Source organism: Streptomyces sp. ID05-39B (genome assembly GCF_033794725.1).
GTDB classification, from domain to species: domain Bacteria; phylum Actinomycetota; class Actinomycetes; order Streptomycetales; family Streptomycetaceae; genus Streptomyces; species Streptomyces bobili.
This window is the reverse complement of record NZ_JARGEF010000059.1, coordinates 16,718-36,845: the sequence shown is the minus strand read 5'-3', so window position 1 is coordinate 36,845 and position 20,128 is coordinate 16,718. Positions and strand designations below refer to the sequence as shown.

Annotated in this window: 11 protein-coding genes; 6 read left to right on the top strand and 5 right to left on the bottom strand. The window is 71.8% G+C overall.

The window, feature by feature from the left end:
* Positions 1 to 123: 123 nt before the first annotated feature.
* Both P1P75_RS15745 and P1P75_RS15740 read left to right on the top strand, forming a co-directional pair.
* The gene (locus P1P75_RS15745; protein WP_319255657.1) at positions 124 to 3,144 is read left to right on the top strand and encodes an SAV_2336 N-terminal domain-related protein; all 3,021 of its coding nucleotides are present in this window, start codon (positions 124 to 126) and stop codon (positions 3,142 to 3,144) included.
* Entirely contained in the window at positions 3,141 to 8,048 is a 4,908-nt protein-coding gene (locus P1P75_RS15740; RefSeq protein WP_319255655.1) for an AAA family ATPase, read from the top strand. The genes P1P75_RS15745 and P1P75_RS15740 overlap by 4 nt, the downstream gene beginning before the upstream one ends.
* 87 nt (positions 8,049 to 8,135) lie before the next feature.
* Here the strand turns inward: P1P75_RS15740 and P1P75_RS15735 are convergent, their stop codons facing one another.
* Both P1P75_RS15735 and P1P75_RS15730 read right to left on the bottom strand, forming a co-directional pair.
* A complete protein-coding gene (locus tag P1P75_RS15735) occupies positions 8,136 to 8,951 on the bottom strand; it encodes a serine peptidase (RefSeq protein WP_319255653.1) in 816 nt (271 codons plus the stop codon).
* Between the two features lie 627 nt (positions 8,952 to 9,578).
* Positions 9,579 to 9,788: a DUF6243 family protein gene (locus P1P75_RS15730; protein ID WP_319255651.1), complete on the bottom strand. Its 210-nt coding sequence runs from the start codon at positions 9,786 to 9,788 to the stop codon at positions 9,579 to 9,581.
* Between the two features lie 650 nt (positions 9,789 to 10,438).
* Here P1P75_RS15730 and P1P75_RS15725 point away from each other — a divergent pair.
* Genes P1P75_RS15725 through P1P75_RS15710 form a run of 4 tightly spaced genes read left to right on the top strand, consistent with a single transcriptional unit; the run spans position 10,439 to position 13,467 of the window.
* Positions 10,439 to 10,834, top strand: coding sequence for a hypothetical protein (locus tag P1P75_RS15725; RefSeq protein ID WP_319255649.1), 396 nt, complete (start codon positions 10,439 to 10,441; stop codon positions 10,832 to 10,834).
* On the top strand, positions 10,827 to 11,072 hold the full coding sequence (locus tag P1P75_RS15720; protein WP_319255647.1) for a hypothetical protein: 246 nt from the start codon (positions 10,827 to 10,829) through the stop codon (positions 11,070 to 11,072). The genes P1P75_RS15725 and P1P75_RS15720 overlap by 8 nt, the downstream gene beginning before the upstream one ends.
* On the top strand, positions 11,072 to 12,181 hold the full coding sequence (locus P1P75_RS15715; protein ID WP_319255645.1) for a radical SAM protein: 1,110 nt from the start codon (positions 11,072 to 11,074) through the stop codon (positions 12,179 to 12,181). Before P1P75_RS15720 ends, P1P75_RS15715 begins: the two co-directional genes overlap by 1 nt.
* Positions 12,178 to 13,467 carry a glycosyltransferase family 4 protein gene (locus P1P75_RS15710; protein WP_319255643.1) on the top strand — a complete coding sequence of 430 codons (1,290 nt, stop codon included), beginning with the start codon at positions 12,178 to 12,180 and terminating at the stop codon, positions 13,465 to 13,467. The genes P1P75_RS15715 and P1P75_RS15710 overlap by 4 nt, the downstream gene beginning before the upstream one ends.
* 110 nt (positions 13,468 to 13,577) lie before the next feature.
* Here the strand turns inward: P1P75_RS15710 and P1P75_RS15705 are convergent, their stop codons facing one another.
* The 3 genes from P1P75_RS15705 to P1P75_RS15695 form a co-directional block, all read right to left on the bottom strand.
* A complete protein-coding gene (locus P1P75_RS15705) occupies positions 13,578 to 15,161 on the bottom strand; it encodes a heme peroxidase family protein (protein ID WP_319255641.1) in 1,584 nt (527 codons plus the stop codon).
* Positions 15,162 to 15,807: 646 nt separating this feature from the next.
* On the bottom strand, positions 15,808 to 17,028 hold the full coding sequence (locus tag P1P75_RS15700; protein WP_319255639.1) for an NAD(P)-binding protein: 1,221 nt from the start codon (positions 17,026 to 17,028) through the stop codon (positions 15,808 to 15,810).
* Positions 17,025 to 20,006: a LodA/GoxA family CTQ-dependent oxidase gene (locus P1P75_RS15695; protein ID WP_319255637.1), complete on the bottom strand. Its 2,982-nt coding sequence runs from the start codon at positions 20,004 to 20,006 to the stop codon at positions 17,025 to 17,027. Before P1P75_RS15695 ends, P1P75_RS15700 begins: the two co-directional genes overlap by 4 nt.
* Positions 20,007 to 20,128 lie beyond the last annotated feature (122 nt).

Below are 20,128 nucleotides of genomic sequence, written 5' to 3'. Positions count from 1 at the left end.
CACACTCCACGGGCGGATCCTCACACGCCGGCACGGGCCGACCAAAGCGGCAACATCGCGCCAGTTATCAAACGCCCTGGCCAGGACAAAACGCTCTTTGAGACCGTTGGGGCCGGGTGACTGATGCTGCCCCTGGAGCACCTGCTGCGGGCACTGGACGGTCACCCGATCGAGGCCGAGGACCTCGCGGACGCCCTCTGGCTCGCCGCGCGTCTGCCACCCCCGGCAGGGCCGTCCGGCGGCGGCTCCGGCGTGCTCGACAACGGCGATCCCGCGCACCGACCGCCGCCCCGGCCCGAGGACTTCGCTCCCGAACCGGGTGGGCCCCGGCCGTCCGGCCGGCCTCCCGACGGACCCCCGCAACCGCAGCTCGACCTGTACCTTCCGGGTGTCGGTGACCGCGCCGACGGCACGGGTACGGCATCGCCGCTACGGCTACCGGCCCCCCGTGCACTGCCGAACCCGCACCGGCTCGTACGGTCGCTGCGCCCACTGACCCGCCGGGCCCCGTCCCCGGACCGGACCGAACTGGACGAGGAGGCCACGGTGCAGCACATCGCCGACACCGCTCTGTGGCTGCCCGTCCTGAGCCCGGCGCCGAGCCGTTGGCTCGACCTGGCGCTCGTGGTGGACGACAGCACCTCCATGGCCGTCTGGCGGGAGACCGTGCAGGAGTTCCTCTCCGTGCTCGTCAGCGTGGGGGCGTTCCGCTCCGTGCAGCACTGGACCCTGCCCACGGAAGAGGTCGCCACCCGCGGGGTCGTCCTGCGGTCCCCCGCGGGACCAGGTCGCGACCGCAGTCCCATGGAGATCATCGACCCCACGGGCCGGCGCGTCGTGCTCGTGGTGTCCGACTGCATCAGCCCCGCCTGGTCGGACGGCACCCTGCTGCGGCTCCTGCGCACCTGGGGCCGGACCGGTCCGGTGGCGCTCGTCCAGTCCCTGCCCCGAGGGATGTGGGAACGCAGCGCCCTCGACCTGCGGGCCGTACGCCTGCACGCGCCCGCGCCGGGCGCACCCAACATCCTGCAGACGCATACACCGCTGTTCGGGCAGGGAGATCCTGCCCACGGCATGGCCGTCCCCGTGCTGGAGATGACCCCACTCTGGCTCGGCCCGTGGGCTTCCCTGGTCAGCGGCGAATCGCCCACCTGGGACACGATGGTGACGATCGTGCCCGAACGGCCGGCCACACCGGCCGCGGACACCGCCCGGCTGCGCCAGGAGGACCCCGCCGACGAGAGACTCCCGGCACAAAAGCGGCTTGAACGCACCAAGGCCCACCTCAGCCCGGCGGCGCTGCGCCTGGCACGTCATCTCGCGGTGGTCCCCCTGAGCCTGCCCGTGATGCGGCTCGTCCAGCAGGCGGTGTGCCAGGACAGCCGCCCCTCCGTGTTGACCGAGGTGCTGTTCACGGGACTTGTCACCCGCGTGCCGTGGGCCGGCCCGTCCGATGTCCCGCGGCAGGATCGTGACACCGTCCGCGGCGTGCTGTTCGACTTCCGGCCAGGCATCCGCGAGCTGCTGCTGAGCGAGATCCGCCGCACGGAGGCCTTACAAACCCTCACCCTCGTCGCGGACCACGTCCTTGGCGAGCTCTCCTCGGGACAGTCGCCGGTGACCTTCACCGCGCTGGTCGCCGAAGAGGACGAGGCCGTCGTCGTCGCCCGTTCCGAGCAGCACTTCGCCACGGTGACGGCCCAGGTGCTCCGCCATCTGAGCAACCGGTACGAGGCACTCGCCCAGCGCCTCGACCGGCGGGCGGCGCCCGAGGCGGGCATCCACGGCACTTTGGCGGGCGGTGGGCCCGGACCTCACGACGCCACCGACGCCATGCCCGTAGCGGCGCCCCTTCTGGACCGCGACGCCGTCCTCGCCGAGCTGAGCCGGGCCGCGCAGCCGGTCCTCGGCGTCACCGGCGAAGGTACCGGGACGGCCCGCATCGTGCTCGTCGCCCGCGAAGGCAGCGGCACCACCGCGGTCGCCGCCCGTTACGTCGCCGAACACGGGGCCTCCTACGGACATGTCCGGTGGACGGCCGCCGGCGGCACGCCCTCGTTTCGCGCACCGGTGGATCTGGAGGAGGCGGTCAATCGGGCGCACGCGGCGGGGCGGCCCGCGACCTGGCTGCTCGTCATGGACGGCGCCCGGCCGCAGGACGTTCCCCCGGCGCTCCCGAGCCTACCGGGAACCCTCCTGATCACGTCCACCGTCGACGCGTGGCCGGAGCCTTTCGCCGTCCATCACCTGCCCCCGCTCAAGCCCGCGGCGTCCATGGGTCTGTTGCGCGGCCTCGTGCCGCAACTGTCCCCGCCCGTGGCCCTGCGCATCGCGGCGCGGCTCCACCACCTGCCGCTCGCGCTCACCATGGCCGCCGGCCTCCTCTCCGACGGCGGCGCCACCGAGGAGACCGGAGCCGCGCTGCTGGCCGCGCTCGGCGCCGACCCCACCCCCGGCGCACCACCCGCCGAGCCACTGGCCGACCCTCTGCCGGCAGTGTGCGACCTGGTCCTGGAGCGGGTCGACCTGCGGCATCCGGAGGCGGCGCCGCTGCTGGACCTGCTCGCCGTGCTCGGTCCCGGACCGGTGCCGCTGGCGCTGCTGCGGCACGTCCTGCCCGGCGACATGGAGACGACCGAGGCAGCCATCGGGGCTCTCACCCGGTCCGCTCTGGTGCAGCCGTCGCCGGACGACGCCCTGCTCTCCGTCCGCCCCACCGTACGGCGCGCACGCCGTCGCCACATGGACACCTACCGCGCGGACGCGGCCCGACGGCTCGCGCGCGCCGCTCTGGTCAGCTGTGTATCCGCCCTCGCCTCCGCCTCGGGCATCGGCCTCGCGGGCGGGGCGGACGCGGGTCGGCGACGTGACAGGGCCGCCCTCACCTGCCATCTCGCGTCCATCGGGGCCCTGACGGACCGTGACCCCTCCGTACGAGCGGCCGTGGGCGGCCAGGTGCGCTTCCTCGTCGCGTGCGGTGACCTGGCCGCCGCACGGAGCCTGGCCGAGGAGGCGCTCGCCCACTGGGCCCCGGGCGACCCGCTCGGCGTCGAACTCGCAGGCGTGGTCGGCGCGGAGGAGGAGCCTGGCGCAGCGGATCCCGCCGGACGCCTCCGCGACGACACGGGACGGGGCGGGCCGTGACGAGCACTGCGCCGGTGGAGCCCGCCGCCGACGAGCCCTCGTCCGTGCCGGGGCCGCTGAGCGGCCCACATCCTGTGGACGCCCCCGCCGTGAGACGGCATGCCCTGAGCATCGGTGTGTCATGGTTCGCGCCCAGTCCCGAGCACGGTCTGGACGACGAGGGGCCGGATCCGCTGACCTTCGCGCCGGATCGGGTGGCCGCCCTGGCCGAGGCGCTGGAGCAGGAGCCCTACTGCTACCGGTGCACGCGGCTCACGGGCCCGGACACCGCCCCCGCAGAGACTCTCCCGCCCGGCGTGTCCCGGGCCGGGTCCCCGGCGCCCGACGGGCATGCCTCGGACAGCGGACCGGCCGAGGCGCACCCGGGATGGCAGCCGTCCGCCGCCCGCCTCGGCGTCGCCGTTCGCCAGGCCCTCACGACCGCCGGACCCGAGGACGTGTGTGTCGTCCACGTGCTCAGCCACGGCGTCGTCCGGCCCACCGGTCTGTACACCCTGGGCGCGGACAGCGTGCACACCGAGTGGACGTCGGTCCGGAACTGGCTGTCGGCAGTGGAGGACTTCCCCGGGCGACCGCTGGTGCTGTTCCTGCTGGACCTGTGCCACTCCGGCGCCGCGGCGCGGTTCGACCACCAGTTGAGCGGCCTGACCGACGGGCACCACCGGGCGTGGGTCATCGCGGCCTCGGGCCCGTCGGAACTGGCCGTGGAAGGCCGGTTCACCCGTGCCGTCGCCGATGTCCTGAACGCCGTGGCCGAACGGCGTATCCAGTACGACCACAGCCGTCGCCACCTCGGCTTCCACTGGTTCGTCGACCGGGTTCGCGACCGACTCCGCGAACTGGTCGAGGAGCGTGGCGGCATGGCCCACCGGGTCACCGCCGACGTCCTCGACACCGTCGCTCCCGATCTGCCGTTCTTCCCGAACCCCTGCTTCACCCACGGCCCGGCCGACGTGGCGCAGGCGCGTCCCGAGCCCGGCCCCGCCGCCGCCGCCGACGTACGCTGCGACGACGTGGCCGACCCCGACCACTTTCTCCGCCACGCCCGGGGCGGCGCCGGGTTCGCAGCGCGGCCCGGCACCGCCGGTGAGCAGGACGACGGCCTGTTCACCGGTCGGCATGCGGAACTCCTGCACCTCGCCGAGTGGCTGGACGCGGGGCCCACGGCCGCCCGGCTCCAAGTCGTCACCGGAAGTCCCGGCTCGGGTAAGTCGGCCCTGCTCGGAGTCGTGTTGCGGGCGGTGCATCCCGGCGTGGGGAGTACGACGGGGTCCATACCGGAGATGGCGGCGCTCAGCCGTACGGCGATCGCCCCTCCCCTGGCCGTCCACGCACGGCAGCGCACCCTGGCCGAGATCGTCGATTCGCTGACCCGGCAGGCGGGCGCACATGCCGGCGGCTGGGCGGACCGGCCGGACGGTCCCGAAGGCGACCCCCGCCGCCTCATGGATGTCCTCAGCCGTAGCTCGGGCTCGCCGCCCGTGCTGGTGGTCGACGCGCTCGACGAAGCCCGCGACGCCGCCGCACTCGTCCACGATCTGCTGATCCCGCTGACCACCCTGACCCGCCCGGACGGCAGGCCCCTGTGCCGTCTCCTGCTCGCGGCACGCGACGAGGAGCCCTGCTCGGACCTCATCGCCACGGCCCGCGCCGACGGCTCTCTCATCGACCTGGACACAACCAGCCGGCAGACCCTCGCCACCGACCTCGCCCGGTACGTGACGAAACTCCTCGACCGGGAGATGGGCGCAGCGGGAGCGGCGGCGCACCACGACAGCGTGGGGACAGGCGCACCCGTCGAGGCCACGCACACCGGACACGGGCAGGAAAGCGCGGACCCTCTGAACGGCACGGCCGGCGGCGAGGAGGGCGGTGCGCAGGAACAGGACGCCGTCACCGACGAACGGCACGACCTCGATGGCGTGTCCGCCTTCGCCGAGGCGACCGCCGACGCACTGACCGACCCGGAGCGCGCGACCACCACCGGCCCGTACCTGATGGCGGCCCTGTACGCCTCGTACGCCTCCCAGGAGGACGTCCGGCACCGGCTGGGCGACCCGGTCTCGGCCGCGGAACTCGGCGCCGAGGTGCCCCGCGATCTGCCCGCCCTGCTCGACCTGGGCTTCGCGCACGGGCACGCGCACCGGCTGCTGAGACCGGTGCTCACCGCCCTGGCCTTCGCGCAGGGGGACGGCATGCCGGTCTCCCTGGTGGCCGCCGTGGCCCGCGCCTTCATCACGCACGAGGATGGCGCGGCCGGGGAGGACCGAACGGCCGCGGAAGGCGCGCTGGTGGCCGGCACCGCCGGATCCGCGCCGCCCGTGACGCCGCCCGGCACCGTGGACGCCTCCGAGGTCGCCCGGCTGCTCAGCGACCTGCGGGCCTTCCTGCGGACCGTAGCCGACCGAACCGGCACCGTGCTGTACCGGCTGTTGCACCAGAGCGTCGCGGACGAGTTGCGCGGACTCACCGTGGAGCCGGCCGGGGGAAGGGACGAACGGCCCGATGCCGAGGACCGTCGGGTGGCGGACGCCGTGTACGACGCCCTCATCGACTCGCTGAGCGGCCCGGTGCCCGGCGGTCCGCCCCGCTGGGCCGGGCTCGACGGCTACCTGCGCCGCCATCTCGCACAGCACGCCTTCGACGCGGGCCGCTTCGACGAGCTGTGCGCCGAACCCCAGTTCCTGGTCCACGCCGACCCTGACTGGCTCGACCCGGAGCTGGGCCGGACGACCTCGGAGGCGGCCCGCGGCGCCTCCGCCGTCTATCGCACCAGTGCACACGTGCACCGGCGCACCTCCGACGAACAGCGACGGCACATTCTGGCAGTGGACGCGGTCCGGCACCAGGCGCACACCCTCGCCGACCGCCTCGCCGCACCCGGCCCGGGCTGCGGGGAGGCGATGCCGTGGCGTCCGCAGTGGGCCACCGGGAGCAGGATCAGCGCCGCACACGCCTTCACGCTCCATCTCCCCGAGGACCGGACGACCGCTCTGACCGGTGCGCTGGTCGACGTCCCGATCGTGGTGACCGGCGGACGAAGCGGCCGGCTGAGGGTGTGGGACGCGAACAACGGGCGTCTCCTGCACACCGCGGACCCGGGTCTCGGGGAGGTCAGGGCGCTGGCGTGCACCCGCATCGACGACGCGCCCGTGGTCGTGGTCGCCGGGTCGGACGGCTCGCTCACCGTGCGCTCCCTTCCGACACTCGCACCCGTGGCCGCACCCGGCCTGCGCGGTCGGGCAGAAGGTGGTGTCAGGGCCGTGACCGCCGTGGACCTGGCCAACCGGTCCATGGCCCTGACCGCGGACTCCTCCGGACGCCTGGTGCTCTGGGACCTCACGGGCGACCTGCCCCGAGAGGAACTGCGCACCGGCCTCGGCCGCACCACGGCCCTGGTGTGCGTCCCGGGCGACGACGCCCCGTCTGTCGTCGTCGCCGACGAGGAGGGCACCGTCCGCATCTGCTCGCTGCTCGGTGACTCCCGGGACGACGGAGCCTTCTACCACCCGGGCCGTGTGAACGCCCTCGCGTACGCGGTGGTCGACGGCACACGGTACGTCGTGACCGGGGGCGAGGACGGAGCGGTGCGTGCCTGGGACTTCGCGGGCCGGGTGCTGCGCACGGAGTCGGCCCCGCGCCACGACGGCCCGGTCTACGCGCTGGCCTGCCTGGAGGACGAAGACGGCGATTCACGGGTGCTCAGCGCCGGTAGCGACGGCACGATCCGCCTGTGGGAACCCCGCGACGGCTCCGAGCACAGCCGGTTCGTGGGCCACATGGGGGCGGTCACGGCTCTCGCCCATCCGCCGTCGCTCCCTCCGGTCGTCGTATCTGCGGGCATGGACGCCGCGTTGCGCGTGTGGCACGTACCGACGGGCCGGCAGCGCGTAGCACCCGCCGTCGGACACACGTCCTGGGTCAACGCACTCGCACGGGCCGTCGTCGGGGGACGCGAGATGCTGATCTCGGCGGGCGCGGACGGACTCCTGCACCGCTGGGACCTCGACTCGGGCACACCGTATGAGAACCCGCCGCCCCATGCCCGCACTCTGGCCGCAGGTGTCACCCCACCCGAGGGGACCGGCCCTCTCCTCGGCGCCGCTCGGGCCGAGGAGGACCGGCCGGTGCGCGTGCACGCGCTGGCCGTCGCTCTCCACGAGGGGCGGCCGCTGGTGGTGTCGGCCGGACCGGACGGACTGCTGCGGTGTTGGGACGCGGAACGGGGCACCCCGTACGGTGACGCCTTCACCCCCGCCACCGCCCCCGTGCACGCGGTGAGTGCGACCGCGCTGGCCGGCCGGCCGCTGGTCGTGGCCGGCGGTGCGGACGGACGCCTGCACTGCTGGGACGTGGCCACTGGACTTCGACGCGGACTTCCGCTCGCCGGGCACATGGGCGGTGTCAACGCCCTGACATGCATGGAACTCGACACGGGCCCCACGGTTTTGTCCTGCGGTGACGACGGCACCCTGCGGCTGTGGGACCTCACCACCGGGCTGCCGGTCTGCCCACCCGTGGACGCGCACAGCGGCTGGGCTACGGCCCTCGCCGGCCTCTTCATAGACGGCAGACCACTCGCCGTGACGGGCGGTCAGGACGGCCGGGTCCGGCTGTGGGACCTCTCCCGCCCGGAGCCCGGCAGCGGACTCGGCCGGGTGCGACCGTACGGTGAGCCGCTGTCGGTGTCGGGCGGCGTCAACGCGGTCGCCTGCACGGTCGTCGGTGGAGCGCCCCTCGTCGCCGCCTCGGACGACTGCGGCGTACGGCTGTGGGACTTCGCGTCGGGCGTGCGGCGGACCGACATCGGCGTACCGGGGACGGTGCCCTCGCTCCTCCTGCACGGCGACCGACTGGCTCTGGGCTGCGAGTGGGAGGTGATCGTCCTGCGGCGCTCCGGCTGACCCGGCCGGCCTTCCGGCGCTGCGGGCGTCCCCGTCGGCGGGGTGCACCTCCGCTCGCGCCGCACGACCTTTCGCGGTACGCGGCTGTCAGACACAGGCGGCGACCTCGGCGGCCACCTCGGGCACACCGAGATAGCGGGTCGCCTTGTGCGAGGCAACCAGGCCGAGGGAGACCTCGTGGTGGGCGTCGATGCCGGGGAAGCGGGTGGGCAGGTCACGGGGGATCGCCACGATGTCGCCGATGTCGGCGACATTGACCCAGCGCCGGACTCCCGGCGGACGCTCTCCCTTGCGTGCGTCGTTGCCCTCCCCCAGCGACAGCCGGTCGTAGACGGCCCCTGGCAGGCCGAGCGGCGAACCGAGCGTGATGAGGAGGTCCAGTTCGGTCGGCTGGTGCCACAGCGCCTCGTAAGCCACCACGGACCCCAGGGAGTGGGCGAGGAGGACACGCGGGCGGTGCAGTGCCAGCACGCGGTTCAGCTCGGCACGCGCCTGCTGCCGACGGGGCGAGCCGGGGTCGGCGACGTAGGTGTCCGCTTCCCGGCAGAACAGCACCACGAAGCGGCGGGCCATGTCGCCGTGACGCCTGGCGAGCCACTCGGCCGCCTGGCGCACCGGCAGCGTGGTCCGCCCCATCGTCACCTCCGCGGGCGCGCCGAGGGCCGACACCCAGTCCATCAGCATCTCCTGGCCGGGACGGCTCAGCAGTTCGGGATCGTCCTCGCCCTGAGAGGTCCCCAGGTCCAGCAGGTGTGCGTAGTAGGCGGCCTCGAAAACCTGCGACGAGTACGACGCGCCCAGCGCCGACGCCCACTCATCGGCCAGCGCCCGCGCAGCCAGCTCCGGGCTGCCCGCCCGTGCCAGATAACGAAGACAGCGAATGCCGTGCACCCCGACGATCATTGAGACGTCCCCCTCGCCGACTTTCCGGTGCCGCAAGGGTAAAGGTCCCCTGGCGTGATGGGGACGGAGACGCATGAAGTCGTCTGGGCCTGGGCGTCGAGAGCCAGACGGTGCGCAACCTGGCCGAGCGACCGGATGTGGTGATCAACCTCGCCTCGCCCGATCTCTGGGAGCAGGTGGGGAGTCTGGCGCCGCTCGCCGGCGCCGATCCGTGCCGGAGCGCAAGCGGGCGGTGTACCGGCACGAGCCCGACCAGTGCGCCGCCGCCGGGCTGACCCCGCGCGCCTCTGACCTTGTACGGCCGCCTCGGATCGCCCAGTGCCCCCTCCGACTCGAGGCGAGGTCGACCGCCTCGACCCCGGGCGGGGAGGGCCACTTCCAGTCCGTCGAGTGCGAGGTGGTCCGGTTCACGCCGACGAGCGCATGGTCGTACCCGGCACGCACCGGCCATCGCGTGCTGGGCGCCCATGCAGCCGCTCTTGAAGTGGACGCCGGCCGTGTACCTCTAGTGGAACTTCTCTCCAGCGGAGCGGGGCAGGCCCGCGCCCGGTACGGCAGCAGGGCCCGGACCACGTGTCGCGGTCCGGGCCCTGACCCCTGCGGTGCCCGCCCTGCGGTGGCGGTGTGTCAGCTGTGGGCGGTGTCGTCGCCACTCTGCCCGGCGTCCTCAGCTGTGCCTGCCTTCTCGCGCATCTTGCGCAGCAGCTCCGCCTTCTGGTCGGCGGCACTCTGACGGTCGAGGTTGCGGTGCGGACCGTTGTTCTGCCGTTCGGCGCGGGAGAGCTTCTTGCGCTGGCCACCGCCCATGCCCACGGGGTTGTTGATGTTCTTGCTCACGGGTTCTCCCGGATTGATGTGGAGTGATCTACGGATTCATCGGTGGGGGACGGGCGCGGCTACGTCGAAGGACATCAGCAGGGGCCCATCACGCTCTCACTCGTGAATCGGCGTCTGGAAGAACATGGCCAAGACGTTACCCGGTCCCGTCAGCTCCCCACACCAGGTCCGATGCCGGGGTGCCTCTGGCCGGCCCGTCCGGCGAGGGCGCTGCGGCGGTGAGGGGCTGTGACTGACTGACACCTCTGCTTCGATCACGTCACCGACTCCCCTGCCCCGGCTCGCCTGGTGCCGTTCGGGTGACTGTGCTGGTCGACAGGGCAGCAACTTCCACGACGCGGACCGCGGCCACCGACGCGCCCACGAGGTTGTGCGAAACCAGCTCCGCGCTTGACAGACGCTGCCGCGGTCCTGGTGCCGGAACTGCGGCTGGATCAAGTCGAGGACGTGCCGGTTGCCGGGTGGGCAAGGCGTCGCGGACGCCCGCGGATCGCTGCCGTGCGCGCTGGACGTACGCGCTCCGGGTTGTCCTGCGCCGTGCCGCTCACTCCGGTTGCGACAGCAGGACACAGCATGAACACTATGAGCGACTCTTTGAATGCGGAGAGTTATAGTCCATGGTCGAGACTCCATCACACCGGAGGCAAGCAATGTACGAACGGACGAGCCGCTCGGAGAATGCGGATGTTCCGGTCGAGAGCGAAGACATCAAGGCGTTCACGGACCGTCTCTCCGAATGGAGTACTTCCCTCTCCCCGGCCGAGCAGTCGCTCGCACAGGTCCTGCTGCAGTACAGCCGCGATCTCCAGCCCGGGGACGTCCGCCGCCGACAGCTGATCGCCAGCCTCGACGAGGCGACGCAGGCCACCATCGAATCCGTCAAGGAGCAGTGGAGGCAGACGGCCCGTGGCCCCATCGCATGGGCAAGAACCGAGCCGAGCTGGGAGAAGGCGAACCCTCGTATCGGCGGGGGCGCGGTCGAGGAGTACGAGATCGTGCAGTGGACCTACATCCGCCCCGAGAGGTGGACGCCTCCCTATGCATAGCGACATCGGCGACCGCACGCCGCCGGATGCGCCCACGAGCGACGGCTTCGGCGTGTCGCTGCAACGGTTCGCCTCCGGCCTGTCCCCGACCGAACACGCCATTCTTGTCGCGGTGCTCAACACCGCGATGGGTCCGTGGCAGCGGATGGCGGCGCGACCTGCGGATGAACTACTGGAACCGGCCGAAGCGCAGTTGCTGGACCGTTTGGCGAAGCGGCCCGACAGCGAGGAGAACTAGTGGGCCGCTACCTCGGGCTCATCGTCAAGGCGACCCGGTTGTGCAACTTGCGCTGCACGTACTGCCACGACTGGCGCAGCGGGCCGAACCAGACGATGAGCTTTCCGGTGCTGGCTCACATGACCACTCGGGCTCTCGCCGATCCCACTCACGACACGGTCGAGTTCATGTGGCACGGCGGCGAGCCGACGGTGCTCCCCCGCTCGTTCTATGAGCGTGCGGTGTACCTGCAGTCCCGTCTGCGCCGCCCCGGGCAGAAGATCCACAACACCCTGCAGACCAACGGCACGCGGATCGACAACGCATGGGCCCAGTTCTTCAGGGACTTCCAGTTCAGGGTCAGTGTGAGTCTGGACGGCCCGCCTGCCGTGCACGACCGCTACCGGCGCTATGCCTCGGGGCGGCCCTCCTTCGACGACGTACGGCGCGGACTGGACGCTCTGCGCGAGAATGACGTACCCATCAGCGTGCTCATGGTCATCGACAAGGGGGCACTCGAGCTGGGACCGGACGTGATCTTCGACTTCTTCGTGAAAGAGGGGATTACCCACTACGGCCTGCTCGCCGCGAAGCCGACGAACCAGCCGGACGCGCCGCCCGCCACACCGACGTCGCACTATGTGACGCCGAGCGAGATGAACCAGTTCCTCCGAGCCTATTTCGACCGATGGCTGGCCCATGGCGATCCGTCCATCTGGGTCAGGGAGTTCGACGGCCTGCTCAAGCGGCTGTCGGGACGGGACAGCAGTGTCTGCACACTTGCAGGTGACTGCTTCGGCCGGTATTACCTGGTGGAACCCGACGGGCAGGTAGCACACTGCGACCTCTTCGTCGGTGACCCTGCATACACGGTCGGCAACGTCTTGTCCGACTCGTTCGCCTCATTCCGCGGCGGACCTGCGCTGGTACCCCTGCGGAGGTCGAACACGCAGGCGCTCCGCACCATGCGCGACTGCCCCGACTTCGGCGTTTGCAACGGATGGTGCCCGCACGAGAGGTACACCGCCTCCCGGCACGACCCCGGATACACCGGTGACTGCTGCGGGCTGCACGACCTCATCAGTCACATGCGCAACCGCCTCGGCGTGGCCGTCGCCACGACGCCGTGAAGATCCTGATCGGGCCGGCTCACGAACTGCACGACGGCGTACACGGTTCGCTGCTGGCGGTCCCCCCACCCGACACCACCTACCTCCAGTGCCCCTACAGGGTGCGCTTTCGCCCCGACCACCACCACGCGTCCCCGTCGTTCTCCCCCTTGCACGACCCGGCAGTCGAGGAGTGGGTTCGTTTCGACGACGTGCCGTCCGACGTCGACGTCGTGCACTCATCCCGGTTGCCGGTAGAAACGGCCCTGCCCTGGGTGGTCGACGCGGACTGCCTGCTTCTGCCACTTCAGGCAGGTCTGTTCTTCACTCTGGGCGCGGCGTCCCGAGGTGCCCCGCTCGTACCCGACCCCAGAGCGGTGGTCCGTCGCGAGGCCGCGATGGCCGCCCGGTACGCCGACGGACGCTGCGCTCGCATTCTCTTCCGCACCCACTATGCGCGAGGGGTGTTTCTCGATCACCTCGCCGGCCGCGGACATCAGCCGGAGACGATCGAGAAGCTCAGCGCCAAGTGCGACGTGGTGTACCCGGCCGTTCCGGCCCTGCCCATGAGCACGCCCGTCGAACGGTCGGTGAGCGTGCTGTACATGGGCAGGAGCTCGCAGGACAAAGGGGCCCAGGTCGCGGCTGAGGTCTTCGGCCGGCTGCGTGCGCGCCATGGTGCCAGGGTGCGCCTGGTCTTCGTTGGGCACTGCCCCGACGGTGTTGCCGACCGGCTGGCAGCCGCCGGAGCCGAGCGGATGCCGCTGCTCCCCCGGCCGGCCTATCTGGAGCAGTTGCGCCGGGCCGACGTCTTCCTCTCGCCCACCTCGTTCGAGAGCTTCGGCATGGGTCTCGTCGAAGCAGCCGCCGCCGGTCTGGCCATCGTCTGCTCGAGCGGACCGGGTATGGAGCACATCGGTGAGCTGTTCGCGTCGGGCGAAAATGCTCTGTTCGTCTCGAACACCGGGCCGGTGACGCAACGAGTCGCCGGCTTCACGTCGGCGGCGTCGGCCCTGATCGACAACGAGTCGTTGCGCCGAAGCCTCTCAACGAACAACTACGCGCTCACCAGCCACGGAAGACTGTCTCTGCAGCAACGCGACGAGCGTCTTCGAGCCGTGTACGCGCACGCCGCACGTCTCGGCGTCCAGGCGGTGGGCTCCCACGCCACCGCTGTGAAAGGCATCCCCCGCGACGGCCGGCGGATCACCGACTGGTCCGAGGACGTCTGCCGTTGGGCTGGGCAGCACTGCACCGCCCTCATCGGCGGCGGCCGGGTCATCGTACGAGCGGGCGCTGACGCTTGACGCCCACCGCCTGGGCGCCGGGAAGCGACCTGGGACTGCAACTCAGTTGTCACGGCCACCTGCGAGATGCGCACTCGCAGGGACCGTAGCCCACGGCTCACTGTCGGCCGTCAGCGAAGGGACGGCTGCGACGGAACACCGAAGCCGGTGAAACGGATCAGGTCGGCCATGGTGAACTCACCTCCCCTGGCGGCGTCGAGTACCGGCCTCCAACCGGGAGCGGCGCACAGGTACGAGGACGGGTCGGCCGACAGCATGCCGAGGAAGACCTCTGCAACGATCCGCGAGCCGACCGTGCCCAGAGTCCTGCCTCCGTCGTGCAACTCGGCCTCGCGCAGGACGTAGTACCACAAAGGCGCCGGACCCTTGGCCGGAAGGTCTAGATCCTCGTCGTCGAGCGGTTCGATACCGATGGCCAACGCGACCTGCTGTCCCGAAGGCAGTCCGAGACGCGCACCACGGGTGAGATTGCGCCGCGCGAGGTCGGCCATCGCCCCTCCGGCTTGGTCGGGAGGCAGGTCCCGCAGTGGCGGGGCCAGGTGGCGGTCGATCTTTCGGGCATGCTGGAGGTGTGTCGTGTCGCCGCCCAGATCGAAGAAGCGCCCCCAGTCGATCTGCCAGTTGGCGGGCAGCCGACGGAACCCGCCGAAGTGGCCTAGCTCATTGCAGCGGTCGCGCACCGACTTAGGCGTGAAAATGGGGAGCGGACCGACCCTGGAGTTCAGTGTGTAACTGGGACGCACCATGGAATGGCCGAAGCGGTAGGCCGCGACGGCGAACTCCACCGGCATGAAGATCCGGTGCTGCCAGGCGAAGAAGCGAAGTCTGACCTGCTCGACCGGATCGCCCTGGGGAATGAGGGGTTCGAGGCGCAGCACGTCCTTGTACGTTGCGGCGTCGACGATCCGCTTGAGGAAGTCGTGGACGACGATCCACTGGTAGTGCCACCGCACGAGTCTCTGGGCGCAGTCGAAGAGCCCTTCATCGGCTCTGCGGTGCCGCTCGTACTCGGCTGCACCGCCGGCGGTCAGCCAGTCGCAGACCTTGTTGTGGAACAGCATGAACGTGAGTTGCAGTTGACTGACGAAGACGTTCTCGTCGTTTCGAGGATCGCCGATGAGCGCGACACCACGAGGGTCCCGCGGCAGATCCGGCTCCGTCCTGGCATCGCCCTTGGCCGTCCCGATCACGAAGAGGTGCGGATCCGCGGCCCGCGACTTTTCGTACAGGTAAGGCTGATCTGCAGGCCCACGACCGTACAGCGAATCCAGATCGAAGCGCGGAGTGCGGAAGTTGACCAGTGCGTCGGGATCGTTGCGGCGCTGGAGGTTGGAGCTCGGGTCGAACGTGACGTCATGGTCGATGAACTGGCCCAGATAGGTGTAACCGGCTGGGATCTTGCCGTCCAGCGCGTCGTCCGAGGGCTCGTGCATACGCTGTGCGATGGCGTCGATGCACTCGTCATCCGGAATGTAGGGATCAAGCTGTCGGAACATCCTCCCGAAGAGACCGAGCGGCAGTCTTGATTCGGGTACGTAGCCCAGGCCGCGCGTGACCCGTGCATGATTGCGGACGGCAGACGAAGGCAGCCCGAGGGCCGTGCCCCCGCCCGCCATGTCAACCGTCATCTGGCCCGGGTCCCCGACGCGCTCCTCCGGCGGCAGGTGCGCCGATCCGCCAACCTCAGCGGGCATGTGTGGCTGCCTTTCTACAGAGGTTTTCCATAAGGGAGGGGAGGAACCTCGCCTCGGCCGATGAGGCTTCGTCACATCACCGCCATGGCCATGTCCTCGCGCGCATCTGCCCTGCGGGCCGAACCGCCTCTGACCGAGGAGGGGGCTCGAAGAGCGCTGATCGCCGAGGCCCCTGCCGAGACTACTGCGTGCACAGCGCGTCACGACGATGCGTCGACCGGCAGCCTCGTGCTGTCATTCGATCAGCCGCGGACCGGTCGGGGGACGGAACTCGCCGACAGAAACCTCCCCGAGCAGCCGCAGCACCTCTGCTGGCCGAGTATCGGAGCGCTTCGGCTGTCGATTGCCCAGAGCGGTGGCACGCGATCTGATCACCGACCCCGAACCCGTCACACTCGCCCGCACCCTCGCCACCCTGCCCAGCATGCTCTGCGTGGTATCGGCCATGATCGCCTGGTCCAGGACCCGGCGCAGGCGTAGTCATCCGGGCCGAAGGCGGTGAGGAACAGCACTCTGCTCTGCGGGGATATCCGGATGACCTGCCGGGACTCGGCTCGTGTGGCTGACCGGCCACCCTCGCCCCGGCGGCCGAGGCGGCGGGCGATGGGGGCGAGGGTGCCGCCGGTCATGAGGTGTGCCCGGTGCCTCAACCCTGCGTGAGGGCACCTGAGAGGCTGCCCGCGAGGACCATCGAGTGGCGCCGTGCCCAGAACGGGGCCGACGGCCAGCGGCGTTCGTCCGCGTAGGCCCGGGCGTGGTGCGTGAGGTAGCGGGCCGCGATCCCGTCGACGAACGCGCTGTACTCGGCGAGCGCGTCCTCGACGCCGCGACCGCCGGCGCGCAGACAGCGGTCGACGGCCCGCGCCGCGCGGACGCCGGTGTGCAGGGCCGTCAGGATCCCCTGGGAGGAGAGCGGGTCGCAGGCGAGCGCGGCGTCTCCGGCGGCCACCCAGCCCGGCCCGGCCGGCGGGGCAAGCCGCTGCCCATGGGCCGGGGCCCATCGCAGAGCCGGCGGCCGCCCGGCGTAGCCGTCCAGCCGGGTGCCTATGTGCCGGGTGCGGGCCGCCCGCTCCAGGAACCCGGCGGCGGTGCGCAGCCTGGGATCGGCGAGGTCGAGGTCGGTGAGATGGGCGACCAGCCGCCCGGCCGGCACGCGCGCGGTGTACCACCAGCCGTCCGGCACCGCCTCGACGAGCGTGCGCAGGTCGTGGTCGGCCGGTGCGGGGCCGGGCAGCACGGCGTACGCGGCGACGAGCCGATCCTGCCGCAGCGGTACGGCGCCCTTCCGGGCGATCACTGCGCGTCGGCCGGTGGCGTCCACCACCCACGCACAGGGCAGCTCCCGCTCCTCCCCGCCCTTCCGGACCACCAGCCGCCATGCCCCGGGCTGCCCGGTCCGGCGCACCGCCACGCCGCACAGGGGCCGGGCTCCGGCGTCCTCGGCCGCGCCGCGCAGGAATGCGTCGAACCGGACGCGGTCCAGATGCCAGCCGGGCCCGTGCGGGTCCAGGACGTTCCCGCGACCGTAGAGCTCACCGGAGCCCCACGCCGCTTCGGTGCCGGTGCAGGGCAAGTGCCCGTCGGCGCTGAGACCGGCCAGCAGCCCGAGGTCACGCAGCAGGGGCCGTGCGGCGGGCGGCAGGGTCTCGCCGATCCGGTACGGGCCGGCCCCCCGCGGCCGTTGGTACGGAAGATCCGGCGGCGGGTCGTGGGAATCGGTGGCCGCCGCCCCGGCGGGCCCCGCCGGACGGTCACCGGGCCGGGGGTCGAGGAGCAGGACGCGGCGGCCCGCGCGGGCCAGGCACAGCGCCGCGACCGACCCGGCCGGCCCGGCGCCCGCCACGACCGTGTCGCAGCCGCCCGTCACCGGTGGCCCCGGAGGCGCGTGATCTTGGTGATGAAGCCGGTCGAGACCTCCTCGTCGGGGGGCTCGGCCAGCGCCGCGGCCGCGGCCATCGCGTCGGCCCGCACCTCCGGATCCGCGGCTTCCGGCACGTGCAGGGTGATCAGATTGCGTTCGCGGGGCGGTGCCGCCTCAGGAGCGAAGGTCACTTCGGACTCCACCAGCATCGTCTCCGGGAGCCCCGGGGTGTCCTGCGGGCCGGGGCGGCGTTCGACGATCCCGAGCTTGCCGAAGTCCCGGACCATCTCGTTGATCTGTGTCTGGTAGCCGGTGGGCAGCCAGCGCAGCCACACCGACCGGCGTTCGAAGGCGAGCCGTCGCTCGTCCTGCGGCCGCGCGGGATCCATCGCGATCGCGTAGTCCTCCTCGGCCAGGACGTGATTGGGCACCCGGGCAGGCCAGAACGTCGGCAGGTACGGGTCGTAGCGGGGCCCGAATCCCTGGTCGTAGCCGGAGCGGCAGCTCGCCGTGTCGGTGTGCCAGGGGACGGCCATCCAGCGGGTGAGGTAGCCGGGACCCTGTGCGTACAGCGGACCGTCGACAGCGAGCGCGGCCTGGGGCGTGAGCACGCTCCCGTACTGCTGGTCGGGCAGCCCCGTCTCGCGGTGCTTGATCCGGAACGGCGCCGAGTACATCGTGGCGTGGCGCATCGGCCAGGTGAGTTCGCAGCCGGGGTGGAAGGCGTCGGCCAGGCAGAACGACAGCGCGGCCCGGTCGAGCGTCGCGGGGCGCTCGGCGAGCGGTACGTCCTCCAGCCTGGTCACCGTCGCTGCGGCCGGCCGGAAGTCCTCGACGAAGGACCCGTTCATCCAGCGCGTCAGCAGGTCGTACTGGAGCGGCGAGAGGGCGAGGTGCTGGCGCGGAGAGACCGGCGGCAGATTCATGGCGTCGCCGTACACCGAGGGCCAGGGCACGGTGGACATGCCGTCGCGGTCGAGGTGTCGCAGGGACGCCCAGACCTGGCGGCGCAGCTCCTTGTGGGCCGAGTCCTTGCTCGCCAGCCGGGCGAGCCGCTCGGGCGCCAGCAGGTGGTCGCGGCCCCCGTGGCCGAACTGGACGGCGAGCCCGTGGTTGACCCATTGGAGATCGCACAGCCGCCGCAGCACCGGCAGGACGTCCTGGGTGAAGGAGACCAGCTGCGGGCGCGGCAGCAGGCCGGCCTTCACGTACGTGTCACGGAGCAGGTCGTACAGCGTGCGGACGGACTTGAGGCCGGGCGCGTAGTCCGGGGGCGCGACGACGACCCAGGCGGGTTCGACGGGGATGGAGCGTCCGTCGATCCGGACCTCGGCCCGCACCGGCCCGTCGGCGATGTCGTCGTGCCAGCCGTCGTTGTTGGCGAAGTCGGTCGCCGCAAGGTTGTCCGCCGAGGCCGCCTTGCCTCTGCCGCCGAGGAAGAGGAGCCGGCCGGCCCGGTCGGTGCGCACCTCGCCCAGGTAGACGGGGGTGCCGAGGAACGTGCCGGTGTCGAACCGGTACTCGGGGAGTCCGGCCCGGTCGCGGCCGCGCACCGAACGGGAGCCGGGGTCGATGACCAGTCGGCTCCGGGGCCGGACCAGGGCGTTGCGCAGCCCGCTCGGGGGTGCCTCGCCGGCCTCCGGGATGTCCAGTGCCAGCTGGAACTGGTACCAGGCCCCCTTCTTGTTGGCCACATGCACGGTCCAGAGCAGGTCGGCGTTGTCCGCGGTCAGCTCCGCGACCGGCTGCCCGGCCGCGTTGAATCCGTACACCCTGAAGCGGACCGCCTGGCGTTTCAGAGCTCCGGTCGCGTCCTTGTAGGACGCCTCGGCGGGCGCGTCGTCGACCTCGGGAGCGAGGAAGAAGCCCTCGGCGCTGTCGCCGACCCGGGCCACGCCGATCGCCGGGTGGATGGCGGCGCGGACGATGCGGGTGTCGCGGCCGGGCGGCTCGGTGGAGGCGGGCCGGGCGGGGCCGGGCTCGGTCGCCGGGACGCCGTTGGCGTCGCGCCGCCGCGTGGCCGAGGCGCGGTACACCTCGCGGCGGGCCTCGGCGATGCTGCCGGCCGGACGGTGCTCGGGCAGGGAGTGCCAGGGGTTGAAGGCGAGGTTCTCGCCGTACGCAGCATTTCCGCGGGACCCGGTGTCCTGCTGATGCAAGGTCAGCCGGGCCACCCGGACCGGGGCGCTCTCCGCCTCCTCCCAGCGGACGGTGGCCCGGTCCAGGGGCATCCGCTCCGGGTCGGTGCGCACCTGCACGAACAGGTCGAAGGCCGCCTCCCCGGCGGCCAGCCGGTGCCGCAGGTCGCCACGGAAGAAGGACGGGTTCTCGTCGGGCGGCACGGCCTGCGGATCGCCGTCCGGGCAGCCCGCCGGGACGAGCTTGTACTTGACGTGCCGCTCGTCCCCGAAGCCGTACGGCAGCACGCTCCAGTAGGTGGCCGTCAGCGTGCTCTCCTCGGCCTTGGCCATGTCCTGGAGGACCGTACTGGTGACCGGATGGCTGTCCAGATAGACGGGGAGGGTGTTGTCGACCACCCCGGCCCGGGTGAATTCGCACATGTCGCGGGCGGTGTCGACGAAGAACACGTCGTGGTTCTGGAGCAGCAGGTCCTGGGTGTCCGCGGCGCTCTCGTCCGCCAGGAGCTTCGTGCCGGGGACCCCGAAGAGTTTGACCCCGACGCCGAGGGTGGTGCGCAGGTCGGACCGGGAGGGCACGGTGTCGCTGGAGAACCGCACCCACGCGGTCAGCCCGCCCTGAGCCCTGGCCGCCTCCAGGAAGCCGACGCGCAGCTCCTCGGGCAGGTCGGCGTCAACGGTGAGGACGCCCCGGGCGGAGCCGTGGGCCTTGAGGAAGACGGGCCGCAGCGCGGGGTCCTGCCCCTGCGCGATCCGCCTGCCCTGCACCAGGTCCACGAACATGGCACGCAGCGCGCCGGTGGGGTCGTCGGCGCAGTCGGGCAGGGGTTCCACGGGTCCGGACATGGGGCGGCCTTCCGGGGCGGGGCTGGCTTCTCGGTCGGGTCTTTTCATGGCGGGCTGTCTCTCCAGCACTGTCCGGGGCGGTCACGCGGGCCGCCAGTCCGCCGGACCCAGGCGAGTGATGG